Origin of the sequence: Plebeiibacterium sediminum, assembly GCF_026013605.1 — a bacterium.
GTDB lineage: Bacteria > Bacteroidota > Bacteroidia > Bacteroidales > Marinilabiliaceae > Saccharicrinis > Saccharicrinis sediminus.
The window spans coordinates 33,852-60,351 of sequence record NZ_JAPDPJ010000010.1 but is presented as its reverse complement, the minus strand read 5'-3'; the positions used below and the strand labels follow the sequence as shown (position 1 = coordinate 60,351).

General features: G+C 33.6%; 25 protein-coding genes. 10 read left to right on the top strand and 15 right to left on the bottom strand.

Features of this window, described 5'->3' with window-relative positions:
* Window positions 1-3: 3 nt before the first annotated feature.
* On the top strand, window positions 4-1,344 hold the full coding sequence (locus OM075_RS06520; protein ID WP_301189685.1) for a citrate synthase: 1,341 nt from the start codon (window positions 4-6) through the stop codon (window positions 1,342-1,344).
* A gap of 75 nt (window positions 1,345-1,419) precedes the next feature.
* Here OM075_RS06520 and OM075_RS06515 read toward each other — a convergent pair whose 3' ends face one another.
* On the bottom strand, window positions 1,420-2,493 hold the full coding sequence (locus OM075_RS06515; RefSeq protein ID WP_301189684.1) for an acyloxyacyl hydrolase: 1,074 nt from the start codon (window positions 2,491-2,493) through the stop codon (window positions 1,420-1,422).
* Window positions 2,494-2,859: 366 nt separating this feature from the next.
* Here OM075_RS06515 and carA point away from each other — a divergent pair, with 366 nt between their 5' ends.
* The 8 genes from carA to OM075_RS06475 all read left to right on the top strand — a co-directional run bounded on the left by carA (window position 2,860) and on the right by OM075_RS06475 (window position 11,109).
* A complete protein-coding gene (gene carA / locus OM075_RS06510) occupies window positions 2,860-3,963 on the top strand; it encodes a glutamine-hydrolyzing carbamoyl-phosphate synthase small subunit (RefSeq protein WP_301189683.1) in 1,104 nt (367 codons plus the stop codon).
* A gap of 98 nt (window positions 3,964-4,061) precedes the next feature.
* Window positions 4,062-4,478: a DUF6146 family protein gene (locus OM075_RS06505; protein ID WP_301189682.1), complete on the top strand. Its 417-nt coding sequence runs from the start codon at window positions 4,062-4,064 to the stop codon at window positions 4,476-4,478.
* 139 nt (window positions 4,479-4,617) lie between these two features.
* Window positions 4,618-5,544, top strand: a complete 927-nt coding sequence (locus tag OM075_RS06500; protein WP_301189681.1) for an ABC transporter ATP-binding protein — start codon at window positions 4,618-4,620, stop codon at window positions 5,542-5,544.
* A 20-nt stretch (window positions 5,545-5,564) separates the two neighbouring features.
* Window positions 5,565-6,893 (top strand): ABC transporter permease, encoded by a 1,329-nt coding sequence (locus OM075_RS06495; protein WP_301189680.1) that lies wholly within the window; start codon window positions 5,565-5,567, stop codon window positions 6,891-6,893.
* Between the two features lie 14 nt (window positions 6,894-6,907).
* Window positions 6,908-7,840: a Ppx/GppA phosphatase family protein gene (locus OM075_RS06490; RefSeq protein WP_301189679.1), complete on the top strand. Its 933-nt coding sequence runs from the start codon at window positions 6,908-6,910 to the stop codon at window positions 7,838-7,840.
* 2 nt (window positions 7,841-7,842) lie between these two features.
* Complete coding sequence (locus OM075_RS06485; protein ID WP_301189678.1) at window positions 7,843-9,006, top strand: sigma-54-dependent transcriptional regulator; 1,164 nt, start codon at window positions 7,843-7,845, stop codon at window positions 9,004-9,006.
* 54 nt (window positions 9,007-9,060) lie between these two features.
* Window positions 9,061-10,500 (top strand): lyase family protein, encoded by a 1,440-nt coding sequence (locus OM075_RS06480; protein ID WP_301189677.1) that lies wholly within the window; start codon window positions 9,061-9,063, stop codon window positions 10,498-10,500.
* 63 nt (window positions 10,501-10,563) lie between these two features.
* Window positions 10,564-11,109 carry a hypothetical protein gene (locus tag OM075_RS06475; protein ID WP_301189676.1) on the top strand — a complete coding sequence of 182 codons (546 nt, stop codon included), beginning with the start codon at window positions 10,564-10,566 and terminating at the stop codon, window positions 11,107-11,109.
* A 2-nt stretch (window positions 11,110-11,111) separates the two neighbouring features.
* Here the strand turns inward: OM075_RS06475 and hydF are convergent, their stop codons facing one another.
* Window positions 11,112-12,329, bottom strand: coding sequence for a [FeFe] hydrogenase H-cluster maturation GTPase HydF (gene hydF, locus OM075_RS06470; RefSeq protein WP_301189675.1), 1,218 nt, complete (start codon window positions 12,327-12,329; stop codon window positions 11,112-11,114).
* A 129-nt stretch (window positions 12,330-12,458) separates the two neighbouring features.
* Here hydF and OM075_RS06465 point away from each other — a divergent pair, with 129 nt between their 5' ends.
* On the top strand, window positions 12,459-14,705 hold the full coding sequence (locus OM075_RS06465) for a PAS domain-containing sensor histidine kinase (RefSeq protein ID WP_301189674.1): 2,247 nt from the start codon (window positions 12,459-12,461) through the stop codon (window positions 14,703-14,705).
* Between the two features lie 2 nt (window positions 14,706-14,707).
* On the opposite strand, the gene hisIE is transcribed toward OM075_RS06465, so the two are convergent.
* The 13 genes from hisIE to OM075_RS06400 form a co-directional block, all read right to left on the bottom strand.
* Window positions 14,708-15,307, bottom strand: coding sequence for a bifunctional phosphoribosyl-AMP cyclohydrolase/phosphoribosyl-ATP diphosphatase HisIE (gene hisIE / locus OM075_RS06460; protein WP_301189673.1), 600 nt, complete (start codon window positions 15,305-15,307; stop codon window positions 14,708-14,710).
* Between the two features lie 144 nt (window positions 15,308-15,451).
* Window positions 15,452-16,210: an imidazole glycerol phosphate synthase subunit HisF gene (gene hisF / locus OM075_RS06455; protein ID WP_301189672.1), complete on the bottom strand. Its 759-nt coding sequence runs from the start codon at window positions 16,208-16,210 to the stop codon at window positions 15,452-15,454.
* A 2-nt stretch (window positions 16,211-16,212) separates the two neighbouring features.
* On the bottom strand, window positions 16,213-16,938 hold the full coding sequence (gene hisA, locus OM075_RS06450; RefSeq protein ID WP_301189671.1) for a 1-(5-phosphoribosyl)-5-[(5-phosphoribosylamino)methylideneamino]imidazole-4-carboxamide isomerase: 726 nt from the start codon (window positions 16,936-16,938) through the stop codon (window positions 16,213-16,215).
* Window position 16,939: 1 nt separating this feature from the next.
* Entirely contained in the window at window positions 16,940-17,539 is a 600-nt protein-coding gene (gene hisH / locus OM075_RS06445) for an imidazole glycerol phosphate synthase subunit HisH (protein WP_301189670.1), read from the bottom strand.
* Window positions 17,540-17,847: 308 nt separating this feature from the next.
* Window positions 17,848-18,375, bottom strand: coding sequence for a peroxiredoxin family protein (locus OM075_RS06440; protein ID WP_301189669.1), 528 nt, complete (start codon window positions 18,373-18,375; stop codon window positions 17,848-17,850).
* 5 nt (window positions 18,376-18,380) lie between these two features.
* Window positions 18,381-19,247 carry a formyltetrahydrofolate deformylase gene (gene purU, locus OM075_RS06435; protein WP_301189668.1) on the bottom strand — a complete coding sequence of 289 codons (867 nt, stop codon included), beginning with the start codon at window positions 19,245-19,247 and terminating at the stop codon, window positions 18,381-18,383.
* A 76-nt stretch (window positions 19,248-19,323) separates the two neighbouring features.
* A complete protein-coding gene (gene trpA, locus OM075_RS06430) occupies window positions 19,324-20,094 on the bottom strand; it encodes a tryptophan synthase subunit alpha (RefSeq protein ID WP_301189667.1) in 771 nt (256 codons plus the stop codon).
* Between the two features lie 198 nt (window positions 20,095-20,292).
* A complete protein-coding gene (gene trpB / locus OM075_RS06425) occupies window positions 20,293-21,480 on the bottom strand; it encodes a tryptophan synthase subunit beta (protein ID WP_301189666.1) in 1,188 nt (395 codons plus the stop codon).
* The gene (locus OM075_RS06420; RefSeq protein WP_301189665.1) at window positions 21,477-22,088 is read right to left on the bottom strand and encodes a phosphoribosylanthranilate isomerase; all 612 of its coding nucleotides are present in this window, start codon (window positions 22,086-22,088) and stop codon (window positions 21,477-21,479) included. The genes trpB and OM075_RS06420 overlap by 4 nt, the downstream gene beginning before the upstream one ends.
* Window positions 22,089-22,133: 45 nt before the next feature.
* Entirely contained in the window at window positions 22,134-22,916 is a 783-nt protein-coding gene (trpC, locus tag OM075_RS06415; protein ID WP_301189664.1) for an indole-3-glycerol phosphate synthase TrpC, read from the bottom strand.
* Window positions 22,917-23,022: 106 nt separating this feature from the next.
* Entirely contained in the window at window positions 23,023-24,018 is a 996-nt protein-coding gene (trpD, locus tag OM075_RS06410) for an anthranilate phosphoribosyltransferase (protein WP_301189663.1), read from the bottom strand.
* Between the two features lie 48 nt (window positions 24,019-24,066).
* Window positions 24,067-24,642 carry an anthranilate synthase component II gene (locus tag OM075_RS06405; RefSeq protein WP_301189662.1) on the bottom strand — a complete coding sequence of 192 codons (576 nt, stop codon included), beginning with the start codon at window positions 24,640-24,642 and terminating at the stop codon, window positions 24,067-24,069.
* 199 nt (window positions 24,643-24,841) lie between these two features.
* Window positions 24,842-26,257 (bottom strand): anthranilate synthase component I family protein, encoded by a 1,416-nt coding sequence (locus OM075_RS06400; protein WP_301189661.1) that lies wholly within the window; start codon window positions 26,255-26,257, stop codon window positions 24,842-24,844.
* Window positions 26,258-26,500 lie beyond the last annotated feature (243 nt).

Below are 26,500 nucleotides of genomic sequence, written 5' to 3'. Positions count from 1 at the left end.
AATATGGTATTATTGGAAAACTTGGCTAAACTAGCTGTTCAATCCTGTGAAATTGAAAAAGAACTTTTTGACCAGTATGGTGTCAAAAGGGGACTGCGTAATGCAGATTTTTCCGGGGTATTGGTTGGTTTAACCCATATTGGTAATGTTGTTGGTTACGATAACATCGACGGAAAACTTGTCCCTAGAGAGGGAGAACTTTACTATCGAGGTTACGAACTAAAAGATCTTGCCAAAGGTTTTCTATCTACCGGTCGTCATGGTTTCGAAGAAACTGCATATCTGTTGTTAACAGGTCAGCTTCCAAGCCAACAGGAATTATCTGACTTCACAACATATCTTGCTGATCAAAGTGAGTTACCTCCATTCTTCTCTAAAAACATGATTTTATCATTAAGAGGAAGAGATGTAATGAATATGTTAGCCAGATCTGTATTAGGATTATATGCAGAAGATGAAGATGCAGAAGATTTTAGCCACGTTAACCTCATGAAACAAGCAATTAGTCTTATTGCTAAATTTCCTGTTATTGTTGCCTATGCCTATTACGGAATGCGTCATTCATTTCAACGTAAATCATTAGTTATTCGTCACCCTCAAAAGCACCTTAGTCTTGCTGAAAACTTTTTATACATGTTAAAAGGCAAAAACTATACAAAGCTTGAGGCCGATTTATTAGATTTATCATTAGTAATTCATGCTGAACACGGTGGTGGTAACAACTCAACATTTACAACCAGAGTTGTTAGTTCTGCTCAAACAGACACCTATTCAGCAATAGCTTCTGCATTAGGCTCATTAAAAGGAGGATTGCATGGGGGTGCCAACCTTAAAGTTATTGACATGATGAAAAACATCAAGGAAAATGTTAAGGATTGGACCGACAAAAAAGAAGTCTCTGAATATCTATCGAAATTATTAAGAAAAGAAGCATTTGATCATACCGGTAAGATATATGGTATTGGTCATGCAATCTATACGCTGTCTGATCCAAGAGCAGTATTGCTTAAGGAAAAAGCCAGAGAACTGGCCGAAGAAAAAGGTAGAATGGATGAATTTAATCTTTATACATTAATTGAAGAGCTAGCTCCGGAAGTTTTTTATAACTTTAAGGGTGAAAACGCAAAAGTTATTTGCGCCAACGTTGACTTTTATTCAGGATTTGTATACGAATGTATTAAAATCCCTAAAGAAATTTATACTCCGATATTTGCAGTTGCCCGTATTGCTGGCTGGGCAGCGCATCGCATAGAGGAGGTTACATTCTCAAGCCGTAGAATTATTCGTCCGGCTTACAAGTGTGTAATTGATCGATCTACTTATCTTCCTTTGGAATCTAGATAAGTGTTTTTGTTGATTGGGTAATGAAAAGGCTGTCTGTGGGGGAAACATCAGACAGCCTTTTATATTTTATTTTATTTAAAACACATAACCTAATTGAAATAGTAAATAATCGGCATCTATACCATGCACTTTTAAATCAGCACCAATTACCCAATTCTGCTTTAATAAATATCTTAGATAATAATTTTGAAAAAGCAATGTTGGAGCATCGTTTCGCTTTAATATATAAATTCCTAATTGCTGTCCGAAGCGGATATCCCCGATAAAGAATTCATTTCCAATAACAGGTCCTATTCCCAATCTTTCATTTATTACTTCTGCATCTTGAATATGTTGATATTCGACTAATCCTCCCAACACGATAGCCGTATTTCTTGATATTTGAAAACTTCTATTGAGTATTATATTAAAGATATGAACAGCTCCTATCGCCAGCGTATCTCTTTTCTGTGAATAACCCAAAAGTATAACAGTTCTTTTTTCCTTCTCCTTATTAGCCTTGATAGTATTAACCGGGTTGACATTATATTTTTGAAGAATATATTCTACTCCCAAACCATACGCAATATAATTTACTCCAAGATTTGGCTGCTTCACCCCTCCGTTTGAAACATGTCTGAATGAACCAGAGGCACGTATTGCAAACTGTTTATTAATAAAGTAATAAGCATTTAAACTCCCTTGCATTGGAAAAACAAACTTTGTACTATATGCCTTATTAAAAGGATTATCTGTTTTATGATAAGGATTACTGACATAACCAACACCAGCTCCTGTTTTTAATGAAACCCGCAATTTTCCTCTGGCTTTAATGAGTGGCTCAATAAACATTACGGAATTAACAGTATAACCTAAATCTTTATGATTAAAATTTGCATAACTAATCTGCATTCCCCACTTTGAGTAAATCCCATATCGCTCTTTAATTTGACTTGCCAACAACCATTTACCTACATCGATATCAAATCCATACGGATTAACGCCATTAAAATATTGCAGCTTTTCAGTATGAACCTGAAAATCACCATCTATTCTATTAAAAGAAACATACCATGGAGTATCAGTATATAACTGTCCAACAAGTTGAAAATGAATAAACACCCCAACAAGTACAAAGAATATTTTATGTTTAAAAGTGATTCTTAACATTCAAAATATCTACTAATGTTACACTCAATTATTAAAGTTAGCACATACACTATAGAATAGCCATTAAATAGCTAAGAACTTGAAATGATAATAATCTATAAATTACATAAAAACATCAATATAAATCAACCCAAACAGAGCTCTATCTAAGTCTCATTATCACACTAATTATCTGACCATTACAGCTACACACTTTACTTCACACCCTCATTTTTATGCATATTTATTCACAACGTGAAAATTTATTTAATATTTATTCATTTGAAGTGTAAATTTATTCGTCAGGATTACAAATATTTACTAACTTTGCGCCCGAATTAATAAGTGGACATTTTTAAAATATTAATTTTTGATCCACATTAAATAATGGATTATCTTGATATTATGCCTGAAGTAAAAGGAATTAAGTTGGTACTCGAAGATGGAACTATCTTTGAAGGAAAGTCGTTTGGATATCATAAATCTGTTGCAGGAGAGGTTGTTTTCAATACTGCCATGACAGGTTATCCAGAAAGTTTAACTGACCCATCATATAAAGGTCAGATACTAGTTTCAACCTATCCATTGATTGGAAACTATGGAGTTCCTAAAGACGATAAAGACGAAAATGGAATTCCTCTATTCTATGAATCAGATCAGATTCATATTTCAGGATTAATAATTTCAGACTACTCTTTTGAATACAGCCACTGGAATGCGAAAAATTCATTAAGAGAATGGTTGATTCAAAATGAAGTTCCGGGTATTTTTGATATCGATACAAGAGCCTTAACTAAAGTTCTAAGAGAAAAAGGTTCAATGTTAGGTAAAATCCTAATCGATGATGAAGATATTGAACAATACGATCCAAATACTGATAATCTTGTTGCTCAAGTTAGTACTAAAGAAAAAAAGGTTTTTGGTAACGGAAAACATAAAGTTGTTTTAGTTGATACAGGTGCTAAATACAATATTTTACGTTGTCTTTTAAAAAGAGATACTACAGTAACTGTTGTACCTTGGGATTACGATTTTACTCAGGAAGATTATGACGGAATCATGTTATCAAATGGTCCGGGTAATCCGGAAGTTTGTGCGACTACTGTTGAAAACATTAAAAAAGCCATTGAAATAGGAAAACCAATTTTTGGAATCTGTTTAGGAAACCAATTATTAGGAATTGCATCAGGTGGAAGTACATATAAACTTAAATATGGACACAGAGCACATAACCACCCGGTAATTAAGGTTGGCACAAATAATTGCCACATTACATCACAGAACCATGGTTTTGCTCTGGATAATGAGTCGTTAAAAAATGATTGGGCTCCTTTATTTGTTAATGTAAATGACAATAGTAACGAAGGAATTTACCATAAAACAAAACCATTTTTCTCAACACAATTTCACCCTGAAGCATCAAGTGGACCAACTGATACTGAATTCCTGTTTGATGATTTCATCCAACTAATTGAAAATTACAAAAAGTAATTATATCATATAAAGCTCTGGTTTTTCCAGAGCTTTTTTTATTTCATATCGCTTTCATTTTACTAACTTTATATGTGTATAACCAAAACCATGTAAAAATGAAAGCTTCTATTTTTCTTGCCATTACAATACTGACTTTAGTTTCTTGCCAAACAAAACAAGTTAGCTCCGAAAAAACAACCTCTCTTCCTAAAATTGAAGAGTCAGAATCAGATTCTTTACAATACGATTTGATCATCTTCGATATTAAATTTGATAGTTTTTTAGCTATGCAACCTTCCATGGAGTTTTATTCTCAGGAGTATTATGAAAATTGGAATTATCAATATGTAACTGAATGGAGTATCCGACATGATAACCCGATCAGATACGGAGACTTTTATCAAACCAGAATTGATTACGAACAATCAATAGATTATGGCATGGAATTAAACTATAAACTCTATTATTACTTCCTGTTTATAGAAAAAGAATACGGTATTACATTGATTCGACGAGCAAAAACAGCAATGTAATAGTAATTTTTACTTCACTAAATTCAACCTGATTATTACCTAGAAATAGTATAGTTTTCAATAATATTTATGTTAAACCTGAGTTAATACAATTATTGTCTTATTTTTGAGTGTAAATTTTTAACATTACTATACTAACATGAACTTACTTGAAGCTTCCGGGGTGGTTAAAAAATATGCCAATCACCTTGCTCTTGACCATGTAGACATCAACATTCCTGAGAACCAAATTACAGGCTTATTAGGTCCTAATGGTGCAGGAAAAACTACATTCATCAGAATTATTAACCACATCACCATGCCTGATGAAGGGTCCATTCTTTTTAAGGGCAGGCCCATTAAATCATCTGACATATATAATATCGGCTATCTTCCGGAAGAGAGAGGTTTGTATAAAAAAATGAAGGTAGGTGAACAAGCCATTTACCTGGCTCGTTTAAAAGGTCTGTCGAAACAAGATGCTTATCACAAATTAAAATATTGGTTCGAGAAATTTGAAATTGGAGCATGGTGGAATAAAAAGGTGGAAGAGCTATCTAAAGGAATGCAACAGAAGGTTCAGTTTATTGTTACTGTACTTCATGAACCTGAATTGTTAATATTTGATGAACCATTTAGTGGATTTGACCCTATTAATGCAAACCTGTTAAAAGAAGAGATCCTAAATCTCAAAGAAAAAGGTGCAACAATTATATTTTCAACTCATAATATGAGTTCTGTTGAGGCAGTATGTGATAATATATGCCTGGTAAATAAAGCAAAAGCCATCCTTAAAGGAAATATTGATGACCTTAAACAACAATATAAAAACAATGAAGTAGCCATTGAATTTGATGGAGATATAAACTTGTTTAAAGAAAAACTCAATGGTTCATATGACATTCAGGACTTAGGTGTTAAAAACAGAAATCATTATGCTACTATCCTTTTAAAGGAAGATAAAAGCATCAATAAACTGATTTCATTATTACTTCAGGATTTTAAAATATCAGGAATAAATGAAATTTTACCTGCGATGGATGAAGTTTTCATTAAAGCAGTTGAGTTATCTAACAAGAATCAATAAAACCAATCTAAGCAAACATCATGAATAAAATATTACTCATCATAAACAGAGAATATCTAAGCCGGGTTCGAAAAAAGAGCTTTATCATAATGACATTATTAAGTCCTCTTTTATTTGCCGGCATAATATCTCTTGTCACTTATCTTAATACTCAGGAAAATACTGACGATAAAGTTATTGCAATTGAGGACTATTCAGGCTTATACAGTACAACCTTTAAAAGCACAGAACATATTAAATATGAATACATAAATTCAGGAGATTCTCTTGAAAAACAGCAGTTACTTAAAGAAGGTTTTGACGCTTTGGTGGTTATCAATGAGGATCTATTACAAAACAAATCAGCCATCCAATTGTATTCAGAATCTCAAGTAACTATAAACATCATAGACAATATTAAACATCAAATAAATAGTTATTTAAGAGATAAAAAATTAGCTAGTTTTCAGATAGAAGATCTCAATGAAAAAATAAAGGAGATCAACAATGTAAATGTTAATCTGCAAACAATTCGTTTTAATGAAGCTGGAGAAGAGAAACAAAGTAGTGCCGCGATTTCAATAATCATTGGCATAGCAGCAGCATTCCTTCTGTATATGTTTTTACTATTATACGGCACTCAGGTAATGAGAGGTGTTATTGAAGAAAAAACCAATCGTATTGTTGAGGTTATGATTTCCTCAGTTAAACCTTTTCAATTGATGATGGGTAAGATTATTGGTATCGGTTTGGTAGCGATTACTCAATTTACTTTGTGGATTGTATTATCCTTAATTGCGGTATTTATTTTACAAAGTTTTATTTTCCCATCACCAGAGCAGGTTTCACAGGGAATTGAAATCTCTCAGAGCATGCAATCAGCCCCTGATGCTGCTGATACCGCCGCTCAATTTAATAATATTATAGGATTAATTACAGACACCAACATATTTGGGATTATTGGTTTATTTGTATTCTATTTTATAGGAGGTTATCTGGTATATGCAACTTTGTTTGCAGCAGTAGGTTCAGCCGTAGACAATGAAACAGATACACAGCAATTTGTAACACCAATCATTCTTCCATTAATATTATCCATTTATGTTGCCATGGCGGCATTCAATAATCCACACGGAAGCGTAGCTTTTTGGTTTTCAATCATTCCTTTCACATCCCCGGTTGTAATGATGTCGCGTATTCCATTTGATGTTCCTACCTGGGAAATCATATTATCAATGGGAATTTTAACCTTATCATTTATTGTACTTACCTGGTTTGCAGGAAAAGTTTATCGTACCGGGATTTTAATGTATGGTAAAAAGTCAAGTTACAAAGAAGTATGGAAATGGTTTATTCAATCAGGTAAATAAGAAATTTAAAATATATGCAGATAGCAATTATTGATTTAGGAACCAACACCTTCAATTTACTTATTGCAGAAGTAAATGCAAATAACAATTATACCATTCTTTCTGAAACCAAATATCCGGCCAAAATTGGTAAAGGAGGGATCAATAATAACACAATTACACCCGAGGCTTTTGAAAGAGGATTCAAAGCATTAGAAACACATTTAGAAACGATTGCACAATTTAATGTGGATCAAATAAAATGCTTTGCAACCTCAGCTATTCGTTCTGCATCTAATGGCAAGACTTTTGTAAGTCAGGTAAAAGAAAAATTTAATCTGGATATAAACGTAATTCAAGGTGATAAAGAAGCAGAACTAATTTATGATGGGGTTAAACAGGTTGTTCCTATTGGTGCAGAGAATGTTCTGATTATGGATATTGGAGGTGGAAGTACTGAATTTATAATTGCTAATAAAAATGAAGTTGTTTGGAAACACAGCTTTAATATCGGAGCAGCAAGAATGCTGGATTTAATTCAACCTTCGCAACCTATTAAAACAGATGAGATTTCAAAACTTGAAACTTATATAAGCTCTGAATTAGAACTACTTTTTACTGAAATTAAAAAGCATAAAGTTGATCGTCTGGTTGGATCTTCAGGTTCATTTGATACTATTGCAGCTATGATTGCAGTTGAAGAACATCCACACTTAGACATGTCCAAAACAACCAGCTATAAAATTGAGATGGACCTATTTGAAAAGCTTCACCAAAAGTATCTTTCCAGTACTCTTGAAGAACGTTTGCAAATGAAAAAAATGGAATCTCATCGGGCTGAAATGATTGTTCTTGCTTCTATTTTCATCAAATTCACCATTGAAAAGTTAAATATCAAGGAAGTTTTTCAATGTAATTACGCTTTAAAAGAAGGCGCTATTTATCAGATTTTGAACAAAAAGATTTAAGCATGGCAAAAATATTAGTAATTGATGATCAAAAGAGCATAAGAAACACATTAAAGGATATTCTTGAATACGAAAATCATGAAGTTTTATTGGCTGAAAACGGAGAAGAAGGAGTAGAACTGTTTGACAAGAATAAATTTGATTTAGTATTATGTGATATCAAAATGCCCAATATGGACGGTATGGAAGTACTGGACGTAATTGTTGAAAAAAATGCAGATATTCCTGTTATCATGATTTCTGGTCACGGAAACATCGACACAGCTGTTGAAGCCATAAAAAAAGGAGCATATGATTTCATAGAGAAACCGCTTGATTTAAATCGATTACTGGTTACTGTTAAAAATGCACAGGAACGTAAAGACCTGGTTGTTGAAACTAAAGTTTTAAAAAGAAAGGTCAGCAAAACCTATGAAATGGTGGGCGAATCAGAACCTATTAATCATGTAAAAGAAATGATTGATAAAGTTGCTCCAACTGATGCCCGGGTATTGATTACAGGACAAAATGGAACAGGTAAAGAGTTGGTTGCCCGGTGGCTTCATGAAAAAAGCAACAGAGCCTCACAACCTTTTGTTGAAGTAAACTGTGCAGCCATCCCATCCGAATTAATTGAAAGCGAATTATTTGGTCATGAAAAAGGCGCTTTTACTTCTGCTCATAAACAACGCAAAGGTAAATTTGAACAAGCCAATGGAGGAACGATATTTCTTGATGAAATTGGCGACATGAGCCTAAATGCCCAGGCAAAAGTTTTACGTGCGCTACAGGAAAATGTAATCAGCAGAGTTGGCAGTGATAAAGACATTAAGATTAATGTAAGGGTTTTAGCAGCAACCAATAAAAACCTGAAAGAAGAGATTAAAGAAAATAACTTTAGAGAAGATTTATATCACCGTTTAAGTGTTATATTGATACATGTTCCCTCGTTAAATGACAGAAAGGAAGATATTCCTTTATTAACAGAGCATTTTAACACTGAAATATGCAGAGACTTGGGCATCGCAAGTAAAACCATTGATGAGACAGCGATTGAGGAACTTCAAAAAATTAACTGGACCGGAAATATCCGTGAGTTTAGAAATGTTATTGAACGACTGATTATTCTTTGTCCTGAAAACATTACATCTTCTGATGTAAAGATGTATGCAAATCCTCAGGAATAGATAAGCTATACTATTTTTGCAAAATATAAATACCACTCGTAAAAGATTAGCCTAATGCGTACAGAAAAAGATTTTATAGGTTCCGTTGAAATCCCCAAAGAAGCTCTTTACGGTATTCATTCGGTTCGTGCAAAAAATAATTTTCCTGACAACACATCGTTTTTTATTGAGTGGTATAAAGCAATTGGTATAGTAAAGCAAGCTTGTTACGAAACTTATACAAAATTCAAGCAAGCGGCCTCTTCTAAATACGCTGATAAAAACATATCATTTATTAATGATGATATTCTAGAGGTAATGAACGAGGCTGCAATTGAAGTTAGCCAGGGAAAGCACTTTGATCATTTTATTGTACCTGCAATACAAGGTGGTGCAGGTACAAGTATCAATCTTAATATCAATGAAATAATTACCAACGTTTCGCTTGTAAAATTAAATGAGCAACCGGGTAATTATAATATGGTAGATCCATTTGAACATGCTAATGTTTTTCAATCTACAAATGACGTTATCCCAACAGCATTAAAAGTCGCAGTAATTTCTCTTTTTAAAGAGTTGGATGAACTGATTAATGAAGTTTTACAATCATTAGAGGCTGTTGAAGCAAAAACAAGAAATCATTTAAGACAGGCATATACGCAAATGCAGTCTGCCGTTCCATCTTCGTACGACAAACTTTTCAGCTCATATAACAATGCACTTTCCAGAGATTGGTGGAGGGTAAGTAAATGTTTTGAAAGAATTAAAGAAGTAAACTTAGGCGGTGGAGCTATTGGAACTGGAATTTCTATCCCGTCCTATTTTATTATGGAGGTTGTGAATCAGTTGCAAAGATTAACCGGGCTTCCAATTACCCGTTCCGAAAACTTATCGGATACAACAGCAAACCTGGATACCTTTGTCGAGGTACATGCAACGCTAAAGTCACATGCAGTAAATTTAGAAAAAATGGTTTCTGATTTACGATTAATGAGTTCAGATTTATTTATCAACAGAGAACTGTTTATACCTAAAAAGCAAGTTGGAAGTTCAATCATGCCAGGAAAAGTAAATCCGGTTATTCCTGAATTTGTGATATCTGCAGCACATAAAATCTATGCAAACGACCAACTCATTTCTTCATTATGTGCTCAGGGCTGTCTTGAACTAAATGCATATTTACCAACTATTGGACATGCATTAATTGACAGTATAAAATTGCTTATTAATTGTAATAAAACCATTAAAGATAACCTTTTAGCAGATATTACGTTTAAGAAAAAGAATGATGAAGAAACCATATTCAAAAATCCGTCAATAACTACAGCACTTTCTCCATATATTGGATACCACAAGGCTTCAGAATTGACCAGATTAATGAATACAAAAAGTTGTAATATTATTGAGGCAAACAAGGAATTAAAACTAATAGACGAAGAAAAATTAAAATCCCTCCTAAAACCAGAGCAGCTATTACGCTTAGGTTATCGCTTAAAAGATGTCTCTGAAGATTAATTAAATTTTTATTATGAAATAAAAACTTCTTTCTTATTTTTATAACCAATATTTTAATAATCAATGCAAAAAGAGGTACAATTCAAATACAATATCATTTCTCAAGGGCTTGCCCAAGGCGAACTGACTATTCGTAATCATACCGTACCTTTTGAAATTACTAACATCAGTAATCCATTATTCGACCTCCTTAAAGGAATGGTTAGTTTAATTAATGAACCATCTCATCTTTGGGATGAACAAAACATCTGCTGGATTGACTGGTATAACGATTCCAGTGGCTACAAATGGGTATTAAGTACCCTTGATGGTAAAAGCCTACATATCAGACTCGACTATCTGGAGGATATCTTTAATGAGGCAGATGCCAATACTGTTATCAATTCAGTTTGTAACTTTCATCATTTCTACCAGGAAGTTGTTCAGGAATTGGATCGACTTATTAAGAATATGGGCTTATTAAATTATGAACAACTCTGGCAAAAAGATGCCTTCCCTCTAACCTACTTTTTAATATTAAAAAAACACTTAATAGAGCTGGGCAAATGGGAAGCCCACCTTCCTGAGACAACTAATTTCAGCGATGAGTTAGATATCTTACAATCATAGATCTACAAATAATCTATTGACGATTCATCTATTGTTACAAATGGAGCCACAGCTCTTTGATAAATACCTAAAACATAAGCAATAGCCATTCCATAATTAGTAACTGGAATTCCTGCATCAATAGCTGGTTTTAATCTGTTTATCAACTGTTTTCTTGAAATAACACACCCTCCGCATTGAATAACAAGTGAATAATTCCCGATCGGTTGAGGTAAATTATCAAATCCGGAAACCACATCAAAATGATGCTGCTTGCCTGTAAAATTTGAAATCCATCGTGGAATTTTAGATCTTCCAATATCATTACATGAAACATGATGCGTACAGGATTCTAACAATAAAACATGATCGCCATCCTTTAGGTTTGATATTTCCGGCGTACCATTTAAGTAATTGGCAAAATCGCCTTTAAAACGAGCCAACATAATACTAAAACTTGTAAGTGGAATATCTTTGGGAATAGAAGCATCTGCTTTTAGAAAAACCTGACTATCTGTAATCGCTAAAGCTGGTTTTATTTTTGTTTTATGCAAAAACGCGTCAACTTCTCTTTCTTTTAAAACGATACAAACCGCATCATTATCTATCACATCTCTAATTGCCTGAACCTGTGGCAAAATTAATCTTCCCTCGGGAGCTTCAATATCAATAGGCGTAATTAACAGAACTATATCACCATGTTTTACAATATCTCCAAGTAATGAAGGATTAGTATAAGCTGATTCCGGAATACTTTTTTTAATTGAATGTACAATTGTAGAAACATCCTCATCTTTATTAAAAGGTATAAATGCACTTTCTCCTACATCCTGAATCAAATCCATAAAATCTTTACCCGGAACAGATAAATCACTTTTACTATAGATAATGATAAACGGAACGTCATGATCTTTAAAACTATTAATGATGGCTTGCTCCTTTTCATCAAAAACCTGGTTACTGACTAAAAGAATAGCTAGATCAACCAGTTTAACAGACTTTTCAGTTTTCTCAATTCTTTTTTGTCCTAACTCACCTTTGTCGTCATAACCAGCTGTATCAATTAACACAACAGGACCAAAGCCTGTAATTTCAAATGATTTTTTAACCGGATCTGTAGTTGTACCTGCCACATCCGAAACTATAGCAACTTCCTGACCCGCCAATAAATTAATTAGCGTGCTTTTCCCATAATTTCTCCTTCCAAATATTCCAATATGTGGTTGTCTGTCCTTAGCCATTTTTTATTGCAAAATAAACAAATTAGTAATAGAAAAAGATGTTTCTGTCAGATCAAAGAATCTAAAATGTATACTTACATTATTATTTTATGTATATTGTATAGTCTAAATCACACAAAGGGAAGGCTAATGATATGTTATGAGGAGTTGCTTCTTGCACTAAATAGATTAGATACCATTGTTGTTGTTACAGATGCCAAAGGAAATATCAGATATGTTAATGAGGCATTTGAGGATAAGTATGGCTACTCCAAAGAAGAAGCAATAGGACAAAATCCTCGTATACTTAAATCAGATTACCACGACCCCTCCTTCTATAAAAACCTATGGGACACCGTATTAAGCGGAATAACCTGGGAAGGAATATTTCTAAACAAAACGAAATCAGGAAAACTTATTTGGGAAAGAGCTAAAATTTCTCCTATTATGGTAGATGAGGAAATTGACGGTTTCATTGCTACCAAGGAAGATATTACTTATAAAAAAGAACTGGAGGAGCAGTTTCATAAGGAAAAGTTTCTTTTGGATGAGTTGTTTGACAATGCTCCTGTTGGAGCCATGCTGTTTAAGCCGATATATAATGATGGGGAGTTTCAGGACTTAATGACTATAAAAGCTAATCCTATTGCTGCTAATGTATTTAATAAGTTGGGTATAACAGGGCTTACAATGCGAAATTTTCTGGAAGAGTATGAGCAGATCTATTCTAAGGTAGATGATCTTATTAACTCAAAACAGATATTTGAATTAAAATGTCCTAGTTTAGACAAACATCTAAATTTAAAAACATTCCCTCTGGGCGAAGGTCGTTTTTGTATGTATATACATGATATTACCAAATACAAGAACACCATTTCTGCACTAAAAGAAAGTGAGCAAAGATATCACTCTTTAGTTGAGGATTCTCCTGCCCTGATCAGAAGATTTAACAAGGACGGTGCAGTTAGTTATATCAATAGCTACTATGCAGATTATTACAACAAAACACCAGATAAGCTACTCGGAAAAAATATTTTTAAACTTTTTAATGTTGAAGACAGGAATGTTTTTAAAGAAAACCTGCAAAAGCTAACTCCAGAAAATCCCATCGTTGAATATCAACAAAAGATTACCTTACCAAAAGATGAAATACGTTGGCAAAAATGGATAGACAGGGCACTTTTTGATTCTTCAGGAAATATAGTTGAATACCAATCTGTAGGTATGGACTTTACCAGATTAAAGAATATCGAAATTCAACTTGAAGAACAAAAAAACAAGCTTAATGCCATATTTGATAACGGATTAATTGGGATTACAGTACTAAATAGTAGTGGTGATATATTAATGGCTAACTCTAAGTTTACTGAATTAATTCATTATAAGGAGGACATAACCAATTTAAATTATTTTGACTATGTAGCTAAGGAACAAATAGAGCAGTCAAGAGAGAACTTTAAAAGATTATTTGAAGGGAAAATTAAAAAGATCAATGTTCAGCGAGAAATTCACAGAAAAGATGGTTCCATATTTATAGCTGACATCTTTACTGCACCTATTAGTGTAAAAAAAGGTAAGGTTATTGAAGTTGTAGGATTGGTAATTGATATTACTGAAAGATACAGAATTGAACAGGAATTAAAAGCAAGTGAAAAGAAACTTAAGAAACTAAACAACACTAAAGACAAACTCTTTTCGGTTATTGCACACGATATAAGAAATCCATTTAATGCAATTTTAGGCTTTAGTACTATTCTTGATAACAACTTAAATAGTCTCTCTACTAATGAGATAAAAGAGTTTATCTCAAGAATTGTGGAAGCCAGTGAAGAAACTTATAAATTACTCGAAGACCTATTAACCTGGGCTAAATCACAATTAGGTCAATTAAAGGCTAAACCATGCGAGGTTTCAACTGAGAATGTGATTCACGAATGTTTAGGTTCGTTAAAATCATTAACCCGGAATAAAAATATAAAAATCAATATTTCTGATACAACTACTCAATGTGCATACGTAGACAAAGAAATGATCAAATTTGTAATACGTAACTTATTACACAACGCTATTAAATTCTCTCACCCAAACACAACTATTGAGTATTCCACAAAAGAAATCCCCAATGATAAAATTGCCATATCAATTAGAGATCATGGTGTTGGAATCAAAAAAGAAAAGTTGGAAATTTTGTTTAACCTGGAAGAATTTCTTACAACCAATGGTACATCTCACGAGAAAGGAACCGGTTTAGGATTATCCTTATCAAAAGAAATGATTGAGTTAAATAATGGAGAAATTAACGTTTCAAGCGAAGTAGGAAAAGGTTCTGAGTTTGTAATTACATTACCCAAATGCGAAGAAAAAAGAGATAAGAGTAAAAACTCTTATCTCATATAAAATTACTTGTGTCTTTTCATTAGTTCTTTTGCAAGATCTTCAATTCTATAACCCTTATGTGTTAACAACACAATTAAGTGATATAACAAATCTGCTCCTTCGTACAAAAAGTTTTCGTCATCATTAGCCATTGCACCAATAATAGTTTCCACAGCTTCTTCACCAACTTTTTGAGTAATTTTTCTTGATCCTTTTTGAAATAAAGAAGTTGTATATGAACCTTCCGGCATTTCTTCTTTACGCTTATCAATAAAGTCCTGTAAAAAAGATAAAAACATTACAGGATTCTTTTCATTTTTCTCATCCCAGCAAGTATCTGTTCCTTTGTGGCATACAGGTCCAACTGGATTTACTTTAATTAATAGAGTATCATCATCACAATCAACAGAGATAGATACAACATTCAAGAAGTTACCTGATTCCTCTCCTTTAGTCCAAAGTCTATTTTTAGTACGACTAAAAAATGTTACTTTCCCTTCTTTTTCAGTTTTTTCAAAAGCTTCCTGGTTCATAAAACCAAGCATTAATACTTTGCTTGTTTCAGCATCTTGAATAATTGCCGGCACCAAACCGTTTCCTAACTTATCAAAATTTATATTCATTTGAATATTTCTATATTATTGTAATAATTTTATTCTGCAAAAATAGTGCTTTTATTAAAAGACACAAAGATCTGTAAGATTGGTAATTACTGAAAATCAAAAAAGTCAGCTAACTACTGACTTTTGTTTAATGATCTCATCAAACTATAACCTTACGTTAATTCCTTCATTAAATAAATAATTTTTTAAATCAGGGATAGCTATTTCTTTATAGTGAAAAATACTTGCTGCCAAACCTGCATCGGCTTTACCTTGGGTAAATACATCTTTAAAGTGCTCCATGTTACCGGCACCACCACTGGCAATAATTGGAATTGAAAGTTCTGACGACATCTTAGCCAAAGCTTCATTGGCAAAACCTTGCTTTACACCATCATGGTCCATCGAGGTAAATAATATTTCACCAGCTCCACGTTCTTCAGCTTCTTTAGCCCATGGAAATAACCTTTTTTCTGTTGGAATTCTTCCTCCATTAACTGTTACAATCCATTCATCTCCATCAAAATGCTTTGCATCAATGGCAACAACAACAAACTGGCTACCAAAGTTTTGGGCCATATCATTAATTAGCTGAGGATTTTTAACAGCTGAAGAATTAATACTTATTTTATCAGCACCTGCATTTAACAACGCTTCTGCATCTTTTAATTCACTAATACCTCCACCTACTGTAAATGGAATATTTATATGCTGAGCAATTCTTCGCACTAAATCAACAAAGGTTTTACGACCTTCATGACTTGCAGTAATATCAAGAAAAACCAATTCATCAGCACCCTGTTGTGCATATAAAGCACCTAATTCAACAGGATCACCAACTTCCTTGATGCCAACAAACTTGACACCTTTAACTGTCATTCCATTTTTAATATCTAAACAGGGAATTATTCTTTTTGCCAGCATACTTATGCGTATTTTTCAAGTTGTTTTAAATCAATTTTACCTTCGTATATTGCCTTTCCGGTAATAACAGCAGGAACATTTGCCTCTACTAAACGATCAATATCTTCCATACTGCTCAATCCACCACTTGCCACAAGATACAGATCAGGAAACTCCTGTAACATCTTTTTATACAGTTCTACTGATGGCCCCTGAAGCATTCCATCCTTACTGATATCTGTACATATTACTTTTGTTATTCCTTTATCTTTATATCCTTTAACAAATGGTAGTAAATCTAAATCAGAGGTTTCAATCCAGCCTCCAACAGCAATTTTCTCGTCTTTAACATCTGCACCAAGAATGATCTTTTCGGCTCCGTATTTCTCAATCCATCCTGTAAAAACTTCAGGATTTTTTACAGCAATACTTCCTCCGGTAATCATCTGAGCTCCACTTTCAAAAGCTATTCTTAAATCTTCATTGGATTTTAATCCTCCTCCAAAGTCAATCACTAAATCTGTTTTGGTAGCAATTGTTTCCAACACTTTATAATTAACAATACTTCCGGCTTTAGCTCCATCCAAATCTACCAGATGCAATCGCTTGATACCATGATCTTCAAACATTTGAGCTACCTCAAGAGGGTTTTCGTTATAAACTTTCTTCTGATTATAATCCCCTTGACTTAATCTAACACACTTACCTTCAATAATATCAATTGCAGGTATAATATCAATCAACGCCATTTTAAAGTTTTATAAAGTTTTCTAATATTTTAGAACCTACATCACCACTCTTTTCAGGATGAAACTGGGTAGCATAAAAATTATCTTTATGTAATGCAGAGCTAAAAGGATGTATATAATGAGTTGTAGCTGCAGTTTCGCCACCTAATGCCACATAATAACTGTGTACAAAATAAACAAAGGTATTTTCCAGACTAATATCAAATAAGTCACTGTTCACATTTGTAATGGCATTCCATCCCATGTGAGGAACTTTTATTAAATCAGGATTTGGTTCCGGGAGCACAAACTTTTGTACTTTCTCCTTAAAAATACCCAAACACTCCACACCACCTTCTTCTGAGTAGCTGCACATTAACTGCATACCTAAACAAATACCTAAAACCGGTTGAGTAAGACTTACAATCAATTCATCCAACTTATGCTCTTTTAAATACTTCATAGTTGAACTTGCTTCTCCTACACCTGGGAAAATAACTTTATCAGCACTTCTTATCTCTTCCGGATCTGCTGTAATAATATGCTCCACTCCCAAGCGTTCTAATGCAAAACTTACAGAGCGAATATTTCCAGCATTATATTTTATTATTGCTACTTTCATCTGATTAAATTTATTTTCAACGGCCAGATGGAATTCGCCAAATTGAACATTCCACTATGCGAAAAAGCCTTTCTCATGGCTCGTTTTATCTTTTTAAAATTTATTAATCAAGGATTTCCCTGAACTATTGATGATTCTTTTTGAATCTTTCTATCCTACATGTTTTCTTTAAAATCTGCGATATTTCGCTAAATAAACATGTAAAAACAGAAAAAGCCCACACAAGATAGAGTTTTTATTGTTCAAAACTTTACCAAATGAGCTTTTTATATCACCAATTCATTTATGACCCTACGAATCGTATGATCTTATTCTGATAATAATTCTTCAATTTTTACCTTCATGGCATCAAATTCTTCTCTGGTAAACAAACGAGTCATATATTTAATTTTACCATCTTTGCCAATAATCACATTTCTGGTAACACCAGCTTCTTTCAAAGCAAATAATCCAAAAATATCAGCACCGGGATCCAAAGCCAATGGATATGTAATTTGAGTTCGTTCTCTGAACATATTTAATTTTTCAATAGGTTCATCTCTATCCACACCTAATAATACAAACTCATCCCCTTTATGTTTAGTGTATATCTCAGACTCAATAAATGGCATTTCTTTCATACACACACCACACCAACTTGCAGTAAACTGTAACATAACTACTTTCCCTTTGTAATCAGATAACTTAAAAGTTTCTCCATTATCAAGAGTAGCAGTAAAATCCGGTGCCACATCACCTACTTTTACAATGTATCCTCTATCATCTTCCTTCTTCTCTGAATTACATGCAACAAGAGTAAAAGTCCATAGAAAAAGTAAAAATAATGTTTGCTTCATTCTATTTAATTAAATATGATTGTTCGGTTTTTATAAACTAATGTTTTGTGTTCAATATGAGCTTTAACTGCTCTTGACAACACAATTTTCTCAATATCCTTACCCTTTTGAATCAGGGTTTTTATTGAGTCATGATGAGTAATTCTATTGATATCCTGCTCAATGATTGGACCTGCATCCAAATCAGATGTTACATAATGGCTCGTTGCCCCAATGATCTTAACCCCTCTTTTATGAGCGGCATGGTATGGCTTTGCCCCGGCAAACGCAGGTAAAAATGAATGGTGAATATTAATCACGTTTTCAGGATAATGATTGATAAAATCCTGTGATAAAACCTGCATATATCTGGCTAATACAACAAAATCAACATCATGCTCTTTAAGGATTTCCAACTCCAGCTTTTCCTGTTCAGCTTTAGTTTCTGCAGTAATTGGAACATGCACAAACTTAATTCCAAATTGCTTAGCTACAGGCTCCAATGTAGTGTGATTACCTATAATAACAGGAATTTCAACTCTAAACTCACCACTCTGATACCTTGCCAACAAATCGTATAAACAATGTGAAGCCCTGGAAACGAAAATGGCCATTCGAGGAATCTCATCCGTGAAATTTAAGGTCCATTTCATATTATAAGGTTCTCCCAAAAACTTTTGAAAGGTAGATGCGATTTCTTCTCTTGGAAGATTAAACTCTGTTAAATCCCAGGAAACCCGCATTGAAAAAAGGTTATCTCCATGATCAACGTGCTGATCTACTGAAATAATATTTCCATGATGAAGATTAATAAAATCCGTAACTCTCGCTACAATTCCACTTCGGTCAGGACAATGTATTTTTAGTATAGCTGTATTTCCGTTATTTTCCATTTAAAAAAATTTTAAGCGCGTAAAATTAACCATTATAAGTCACATGAAAAATAAAAAACTGACAAATATCATAAAACTATCCTTTAACAGTTTGAATGAACGTCCTAATTTCTCCATGTAAATCTTTAGCCTGACCAATTAATTTTACAAAGGCACTACCTATAATAGCTCCGTCTGCATACTTACAGGTTTCCATATAGGAATCATGATCCCCGATCCCAAATCCGATTAATGCCGGATTTTGAAGATTCAATTTGTTTACTCGCTCAAAATATGCCAACTGGGCTTCAGATAATCCTTTTTTAGCACCAGTAACTGCAGCTGAAGAAACCATGTAAATAAATCCATTGGTTTTTTCATCAATTAACTTAATTCGCTCTTCTGGTGTTTGAGGTGTAATAAGGAAAATATTGCTTACCCCATTTTCATCAAAAGTATCTTTATAATTATCCAGATATTCCTGAAAAGGAAGATCCGGCAAAATAACGCCATCAACACCTACTTCCTTACATTTTTTTGCAAAGTCCTCAATACCATACTTATGAACAGTATTAATATAGCCCATCAGAATAATGGGAATGTTTACTTTGGAGCGAACATCTTTTAACTGCTCAAAAAGAACCTTTAAGCTCATTCCGTTTTTTAAAGCAGTTTCGCCACTGTGCTGAATGGTTGGACCATCGGCCAAAGGATCAGAAAAAGGAATACCTAACTCAACCAAATCAGCTCCTGAAGCTTCCAGTGTTTCAAGAATAGGCACAGTATCCTCAAGGTTAGGATAACCTGCAGTATAATAAATAGATAATATATCTTTCTTTTCCTTAAAAAGTTGTTTTATGCGGTTCATATTAAATAAGTTGAAAGTTGAAAGTAATAACAGAACAGGGAGAAAGGATAATGAAAAAGAAATTTACAGTTTGCTGATATCATACGAGAAAGTGACAGGTAACCTTTTTCACTTAATATTCCATTGTTTTATTGTCCTAAAACATTTTAAACATACTACAAATTCCTTTTGCCTTGTGACCTTCTTCCTTCTCCTTTTTTAAAGATTAAATCGATCCATATATGTACTCATATCCTTGTCGCCACGACCAGAAACTGTTAATACAACAGTGTTATCTTTAGTAAACTTAAGCTTTTTAAGCGCCACCAAAGCATGAGCTGATTCGAGGGCAGGAATAATTCCTTCTAATCTTGTTAGTTCAAGCGCACAATCTAAAGCTTCCTGATCAGTTGCATCTAAAAATATAGCACGGTTTGTATCACGCAAATGCGCATGTTGCGGACCAATTCCCGGATAATCTAATCCTGCTGAAATGGAATATGGCTCAATAATCTGACCATCCTCATCCTGAATTAAATAAGTTTTGCTACCATGAATAATACCTATATCACCCAATGCAATAGTTGCGGCCGTTTCACCTGAATCAACACCTAAACCAGAAGCTTCCACTGCAACTAGTTTTACCGATTCATCATCTAAGAAATGATAAAAAGTACCAGAGGCATTACTTCCTCCTCCAACACAGGCAATAACATAATCAGGCAACTCATTTCCAGTTTTTTCTTTTAACTGATCTTTAATTTCCTTACTGATAATACTCTGAAAACGAGCTACCATATCCGGATAAGGGTGTGGACCTACTACTGATCCAATAATATAAAAGGTGTCTTCCGGATTACAAATCCAGTCCCTTAATGCTTCATTTGTAGCATCTTTTAATGTTTGATTTCCTGATTCAGCAGCCACTACTTCAGCTCCCAACATTTTCATTCGTGCCACATTAGGTGCCTGGCGCTCGATATCTAGTGCACCCATATACACCACACACTTCATGCCCATTAATGCACAAGCTGTAGCTGTAGCTACTCCATGCTGTCCGGCTCCAGTCTCTGCTATAATTCTGTTTTTGCCCATCTTTTTAGCCAACAGAATTTGTCCAAGACTATTGTTTATTTTATGAGCTCCGGTATGATTTAAATCTTCACGCTTTAAATAAATGTTGGTACCATATACCTCACTTAACCTTTTTGCATAATACAAAGGAGAAGGTCGACCGACATAATCCTTTAATAAAGCCACATATTCTTTCTGGAATTCTTCTGAATTGATAATATCCAGATATACTTTTTTCAGATTATCAACATTCGGCTGTAACATTTCTGGTACCCAGGCTCCGCCAAAGCGTCCGTACATACCTTTATCATCTACATTATATTTTGCGCTCATTGCTTATAATTTTTCAATTCCTTAATAAAACTATCAACCTTTTCAACATCCTTTAATGCAGGTTCTATTTCAAACCGACTATTAATGTCAACTGCATAAATATTCAGATGCTTTAAATTCATCACATCAGCAACATCATCCTGAGTGATACCCCCACTTAAAAAAATAGGTTTATTGTTGCTGTAATTATTTAAAACCGACCAATCAAATTTATGACCACTACCTCCAAAACCTTTTGTTTTTGTATCAAAAAGGTAATAGTCACAAACTTCAGTATATGGCATTAAAACAGAAAAGTCAAACTCTTCATCCACCTGAAAGGCTTTGATCACTTCCACTCCCATTTGCTTAACCATTAAACACAATTCAAATGATTCACTACCATGAAGCTGAACCGCATTTAACTCATATCGAGTAACAGCATCGGCAATTTCCTGCTCTGATGCATTTACAAAAACACCGGTCTTTTTTATGGTATCCGGCAAATGATGGATGATTTCAGGAGAATAGTCTTCTCCAATATACCTTGGAGATTTTCTATAAAAAATAAATCCCATGTAATCAGGTTGCAACGCAGCAATAGCATCAATATTACTTCGCTCACGCATACCACAAACTTTTATTTTTGGAGGGATTAACATAGATACAATATACTACTTTATGGCATTAGAAAATTCAATACATGCTTGTCCGGGATTTTTGGTTCGCATAAAATTCTCACCAATCAAAAATCCTTTAAAACCATTCTCTCTAAGTAGAAAAATATCTTCAGGAGTATAAATTCCACTCTCTGAGATCTTCACCACATCATTAGGCATAGCTGCAGCTAAATCGATACTTTGCTGAAGACTTACTTCAAATGTTTTTAAATTACGGTTATTAACACCAACCACATCCACCAAAGGATTTACAATATCCAACTCCTCTTTACTATGTACTTCCATTAAAATATCCAAACCCAAATCTTTGGCTAGTTTAGATAACTCATTGGCCTCATCATACGTCAGAATTGCAGCAATCAATAATATTGCACTGGCTCCAATTGCTTTTGCCTCATATACCTGATAAGAGGAAATCATAAAGTCTTTTCGTAAAATAGGCACTGTTGTAACTTTTCGTGCAGCAACAAGATCACTTTTGTTTCCTCCAAAAAATTCAGAATCTGTTAAAACGGAAATACCACTTACTCCGGCTTTTTCATACAAGGGTACTACATCTTCTACGGTAGACATGCTATTAATAATACCCTTTGAAGGTGATTTTCTTTTATATTCGGATATAATACCATTATGATTTCCATCAGAAAGATATTGTTTTAAGGAAGGAACTTCTTTATTAAAAGCACTATAACCTTTCAACTTATCCAAAGTTACAAACTCTTGTTGCTGTTCAACTTCGATCTTTTTCTTAGCAACTATTTTATCTAGTATATTCATTATTTCAAGTTCAAAATACAATGAGGGTACAACTAATAGATTATTGGATCTTAGATTTATTTATGTCATTTCTAATATCTGGTATTCACACTATTCCTTTACAAAGTTATTTAATATCAATTAATGTTTTAAATACCTGTTTTGCTTTTCCTCCCAGTAAAGAAGCTTTAGCCATTTCAATACATTCTTCAATAGATTTACTTCTATCGATACATTGAATAGCATAAGCTGCATTTACAATGATGGCGGAGTTTTGTGCATCAGTTCCATCCCCATTTATAATATCAGTAAATATTTTAGCTGCTTCAGGTACGGTATCTCCACCAAATATATCCTCTTGCTTAATTTTTTTAAACCCTAATTGCTCTGGAGACACCAATTGTTCTCCTTTATTTGTTATCACCTTAAATTCTGATGTCATTGATATTTCATCATATCCATCCAAACTATGAATTAAAGAGTAATTTTTATCTGTATCCTGATATAAATACTGATACAATCGCAACACCTCTAAGCTATAAACCCCTAACATCTGATTTTTAGGAAAAGACGGATTTACCAAAGGACCTAGCATATTGAAAAAGGTTTTCAGTCCCAATTCTCGTCTGAAAGGAGCCACTGATTTCATAGCAGGATGAAACAAAGGCGCATGCAAGAAACAGATTCCGGCTTCATCCACTTGCTTTTTTAACCTACTCTCATCATTGGTAAACTGGTATCCCAGATGCTCCATCACATTTGAAGCACCACAAGATGAAGAAACACCGTAATTTCCATGTTTGGTAACTTTATAACCAGCTCCGGCAACTACAAACGATGATAATGTAGAGATATTAAAAGTATTTTTCTCATCGCCTCCGGTTCCAACAATATCGATCGCATTAAACTCCGATAAATCAATTCTTACACATAAATCCAAAAAAGCATCTCTGAATCCGGATAATTCTTCAACGCTAACCGGACGCATCATATAAACGGATAAAAAAGCGACTACATGAGAGGCATTATACTTTTCCTGAGCAATATCTGTTAAAATTTCTTTAGCTTCTGTTCGGGTTAACCTTTTATGTTCCAATAAGGTTCTTAAAGTTTCTTTAATCATAATTAATTGAATAAAAGATGAAAGACAATCAGTTCATTTTTGTGGATATTAGTCTTCTTTCAACCAATTCTCCATCATTTTTTTACCATTTTCTGTTAATATAGATTCCGGATGAAACTGTACTCCTCTTACATCAAAATCATTATGATGAATCCCCATAATCTTCCCTTCCTCATCGCGGGATGTTACTGTAAAACAATCAGGTAAATCCTCATCATTAACCACCCATGAATGATATCTACCTACATTGATATTTTTAGGAATATCCTTAAATAAAATTTCAGTATCGGTAGTTATTGTAATTGGAGTAGCTACTCCATGATATACTTTTGACAAGTTTGAAATTGAACCTCCAAAGGCTTCTGCTATGGCCTGATGCCCAAGACAAACTCCCAATATACTTTTGCTTGATCCGTATTTTTGAATCAGCGGAATAAGGATTCCTGCATCTTTTGGTATTCCTGGTCCCGGAGACAATAAAATCTTATCATACTTTTCAACGTCTTCAATAGGGATCTGGTCATTTCTATAAACATCAACTTTATATCCTACAATTTCTTCAATGTAATGAACCAGGTTATATGTAAACGAATCGTAATTATCAAAAACTAATATCTTTTTCATGTGTTTATTTTTTCTTCTGATTGCCACATGGAACTCGCCGAAAAAACAATCATTCTCCTGTGTGAAAAAAACTTTCTCATGGCTCGTTTCATGTGTCTAAAATTTGTTTTCTTTTGCCACATCGAACTTGCCTAAATAGTCATTCTCTCGTGTGAGAAGTTTTTATCATGGCTCGTTTCATGATGAATCCTTTTATCTTTTAAAACTCTGTTGCCAGTTCAACAGCTTTTTTCAAAGCTCCCAGCTTATTATTCACTTCGGCTAATTCACTCTCTGGTACTGACTCAGAAACGACTCCTGCACCAGCCTGGTAAAACAAAGTATTGTTTTTACACAAAAATGAACGTATCATAATAGCCTGATTAAATGAACCATCTAAACCTAACATCCCAATACATCCACCATAATAACCTCTGTTCTGGTTTTCGTATTTATCTATCAACTCCATAGCCATAAACTTAGGTGCTCCGGATAGTGTACCTGCAGGAAATGTATCTGCCATAACCCTGCAGGTATTAGAACTCTCTAATAACTGACCTCGAACATCAGAAACAAGGTGAAGTACATGTGAATAATACTGCACCTCTTTATAAGTTTTTACTTTTACATGATCGCAGTTTCTACTTAAATCATTACGAGCCAAATCAACCAACATCACATGCTCTGCATTTTCTTTCGGATCGCTGCTTAACTTCTTAGCTAATTCTCTGTCTTTTTTATCATCACCTGTTCTTTTAAAAGTTCCGGCAATTGGGTTTATTGTAGCCTCTCCATTTTCAATCACCAATTGAGATTCCGGTGAAGATCCTAAAATTTTATAACTGCCATAATCAAAGAAGAACAGGTATGGTGAAGGATTGATATTTCGAAGTGCCCGGTAAACATTAAATTCATCTCCCGAATACTTACGCTTAAACTGACGGGATAAAACAATTTGGAAAACATCTCCTTTATAACAGTGATCCTTTCCTTTTTTCACCATCTCCATATACTCTTCATCCGTAACATTTGAAACCTCTTCACTATCAGGATGGAAATTAAAAGCAGGAACTGTTCTATTATGTAGTAAATCTAAAATTTCATCAATAATACTCTCATCACCATCAGGTAGATTTTCAATTAAATTGAGCTGATTTGTAAAGTGATTAAATGCCAGAATATACTTGTAATAGGTATAACGCATCTCAGGAATTTCATATTCCTCATCAACCTTATTGTTAAATTTAATCGACTCAAAATGTTGTACTGCATCATACGATGAATAGCCAAATAAACCATTTACATTAACCAGAGGATCTGATTCTACAACATCAAACAAGTTTATGAAACGATCCAACTGAGATGGAATATCTTTCTCCGATGGCTTTTCTCCTTTAATTAATTCACCTCCTGGATAGGTTATTTCAACATTGCCTTTGTTTACTTTAAACTCGGATAAAGGCTGAAAACATATAAATGATTGAGAATTATTATTTCCATGATAATCAGAACTTTCCAACAATATAGTATTTGGATATAAATCTCTTATTTTAAGATAAATACTAACCGGTGTAATTATATCAGCAATATTAGCAGGTACTTTTTTTGCTGAACTTTTTATTTTAATTGTATCCATGCTGTATGGTGTATTTGAGTACGTTAGATTTTGAAGTAAAAAAAAATGGCTTACCGAGGTTTTCGGCAAGCCATTTTCATAAAATATTTTATAATAGCGTAGCGTTTAACCTCTCCTAGTTAAGAAAAAGCCAATGCCACCACCAAGTATTTTTCATTAATTTTGTCATTTTGCTTATGAATTATTAGCAGTTGCAAATTTTAATATAATTTTTGACATATCAAAATTTAATTTGCTTACAAA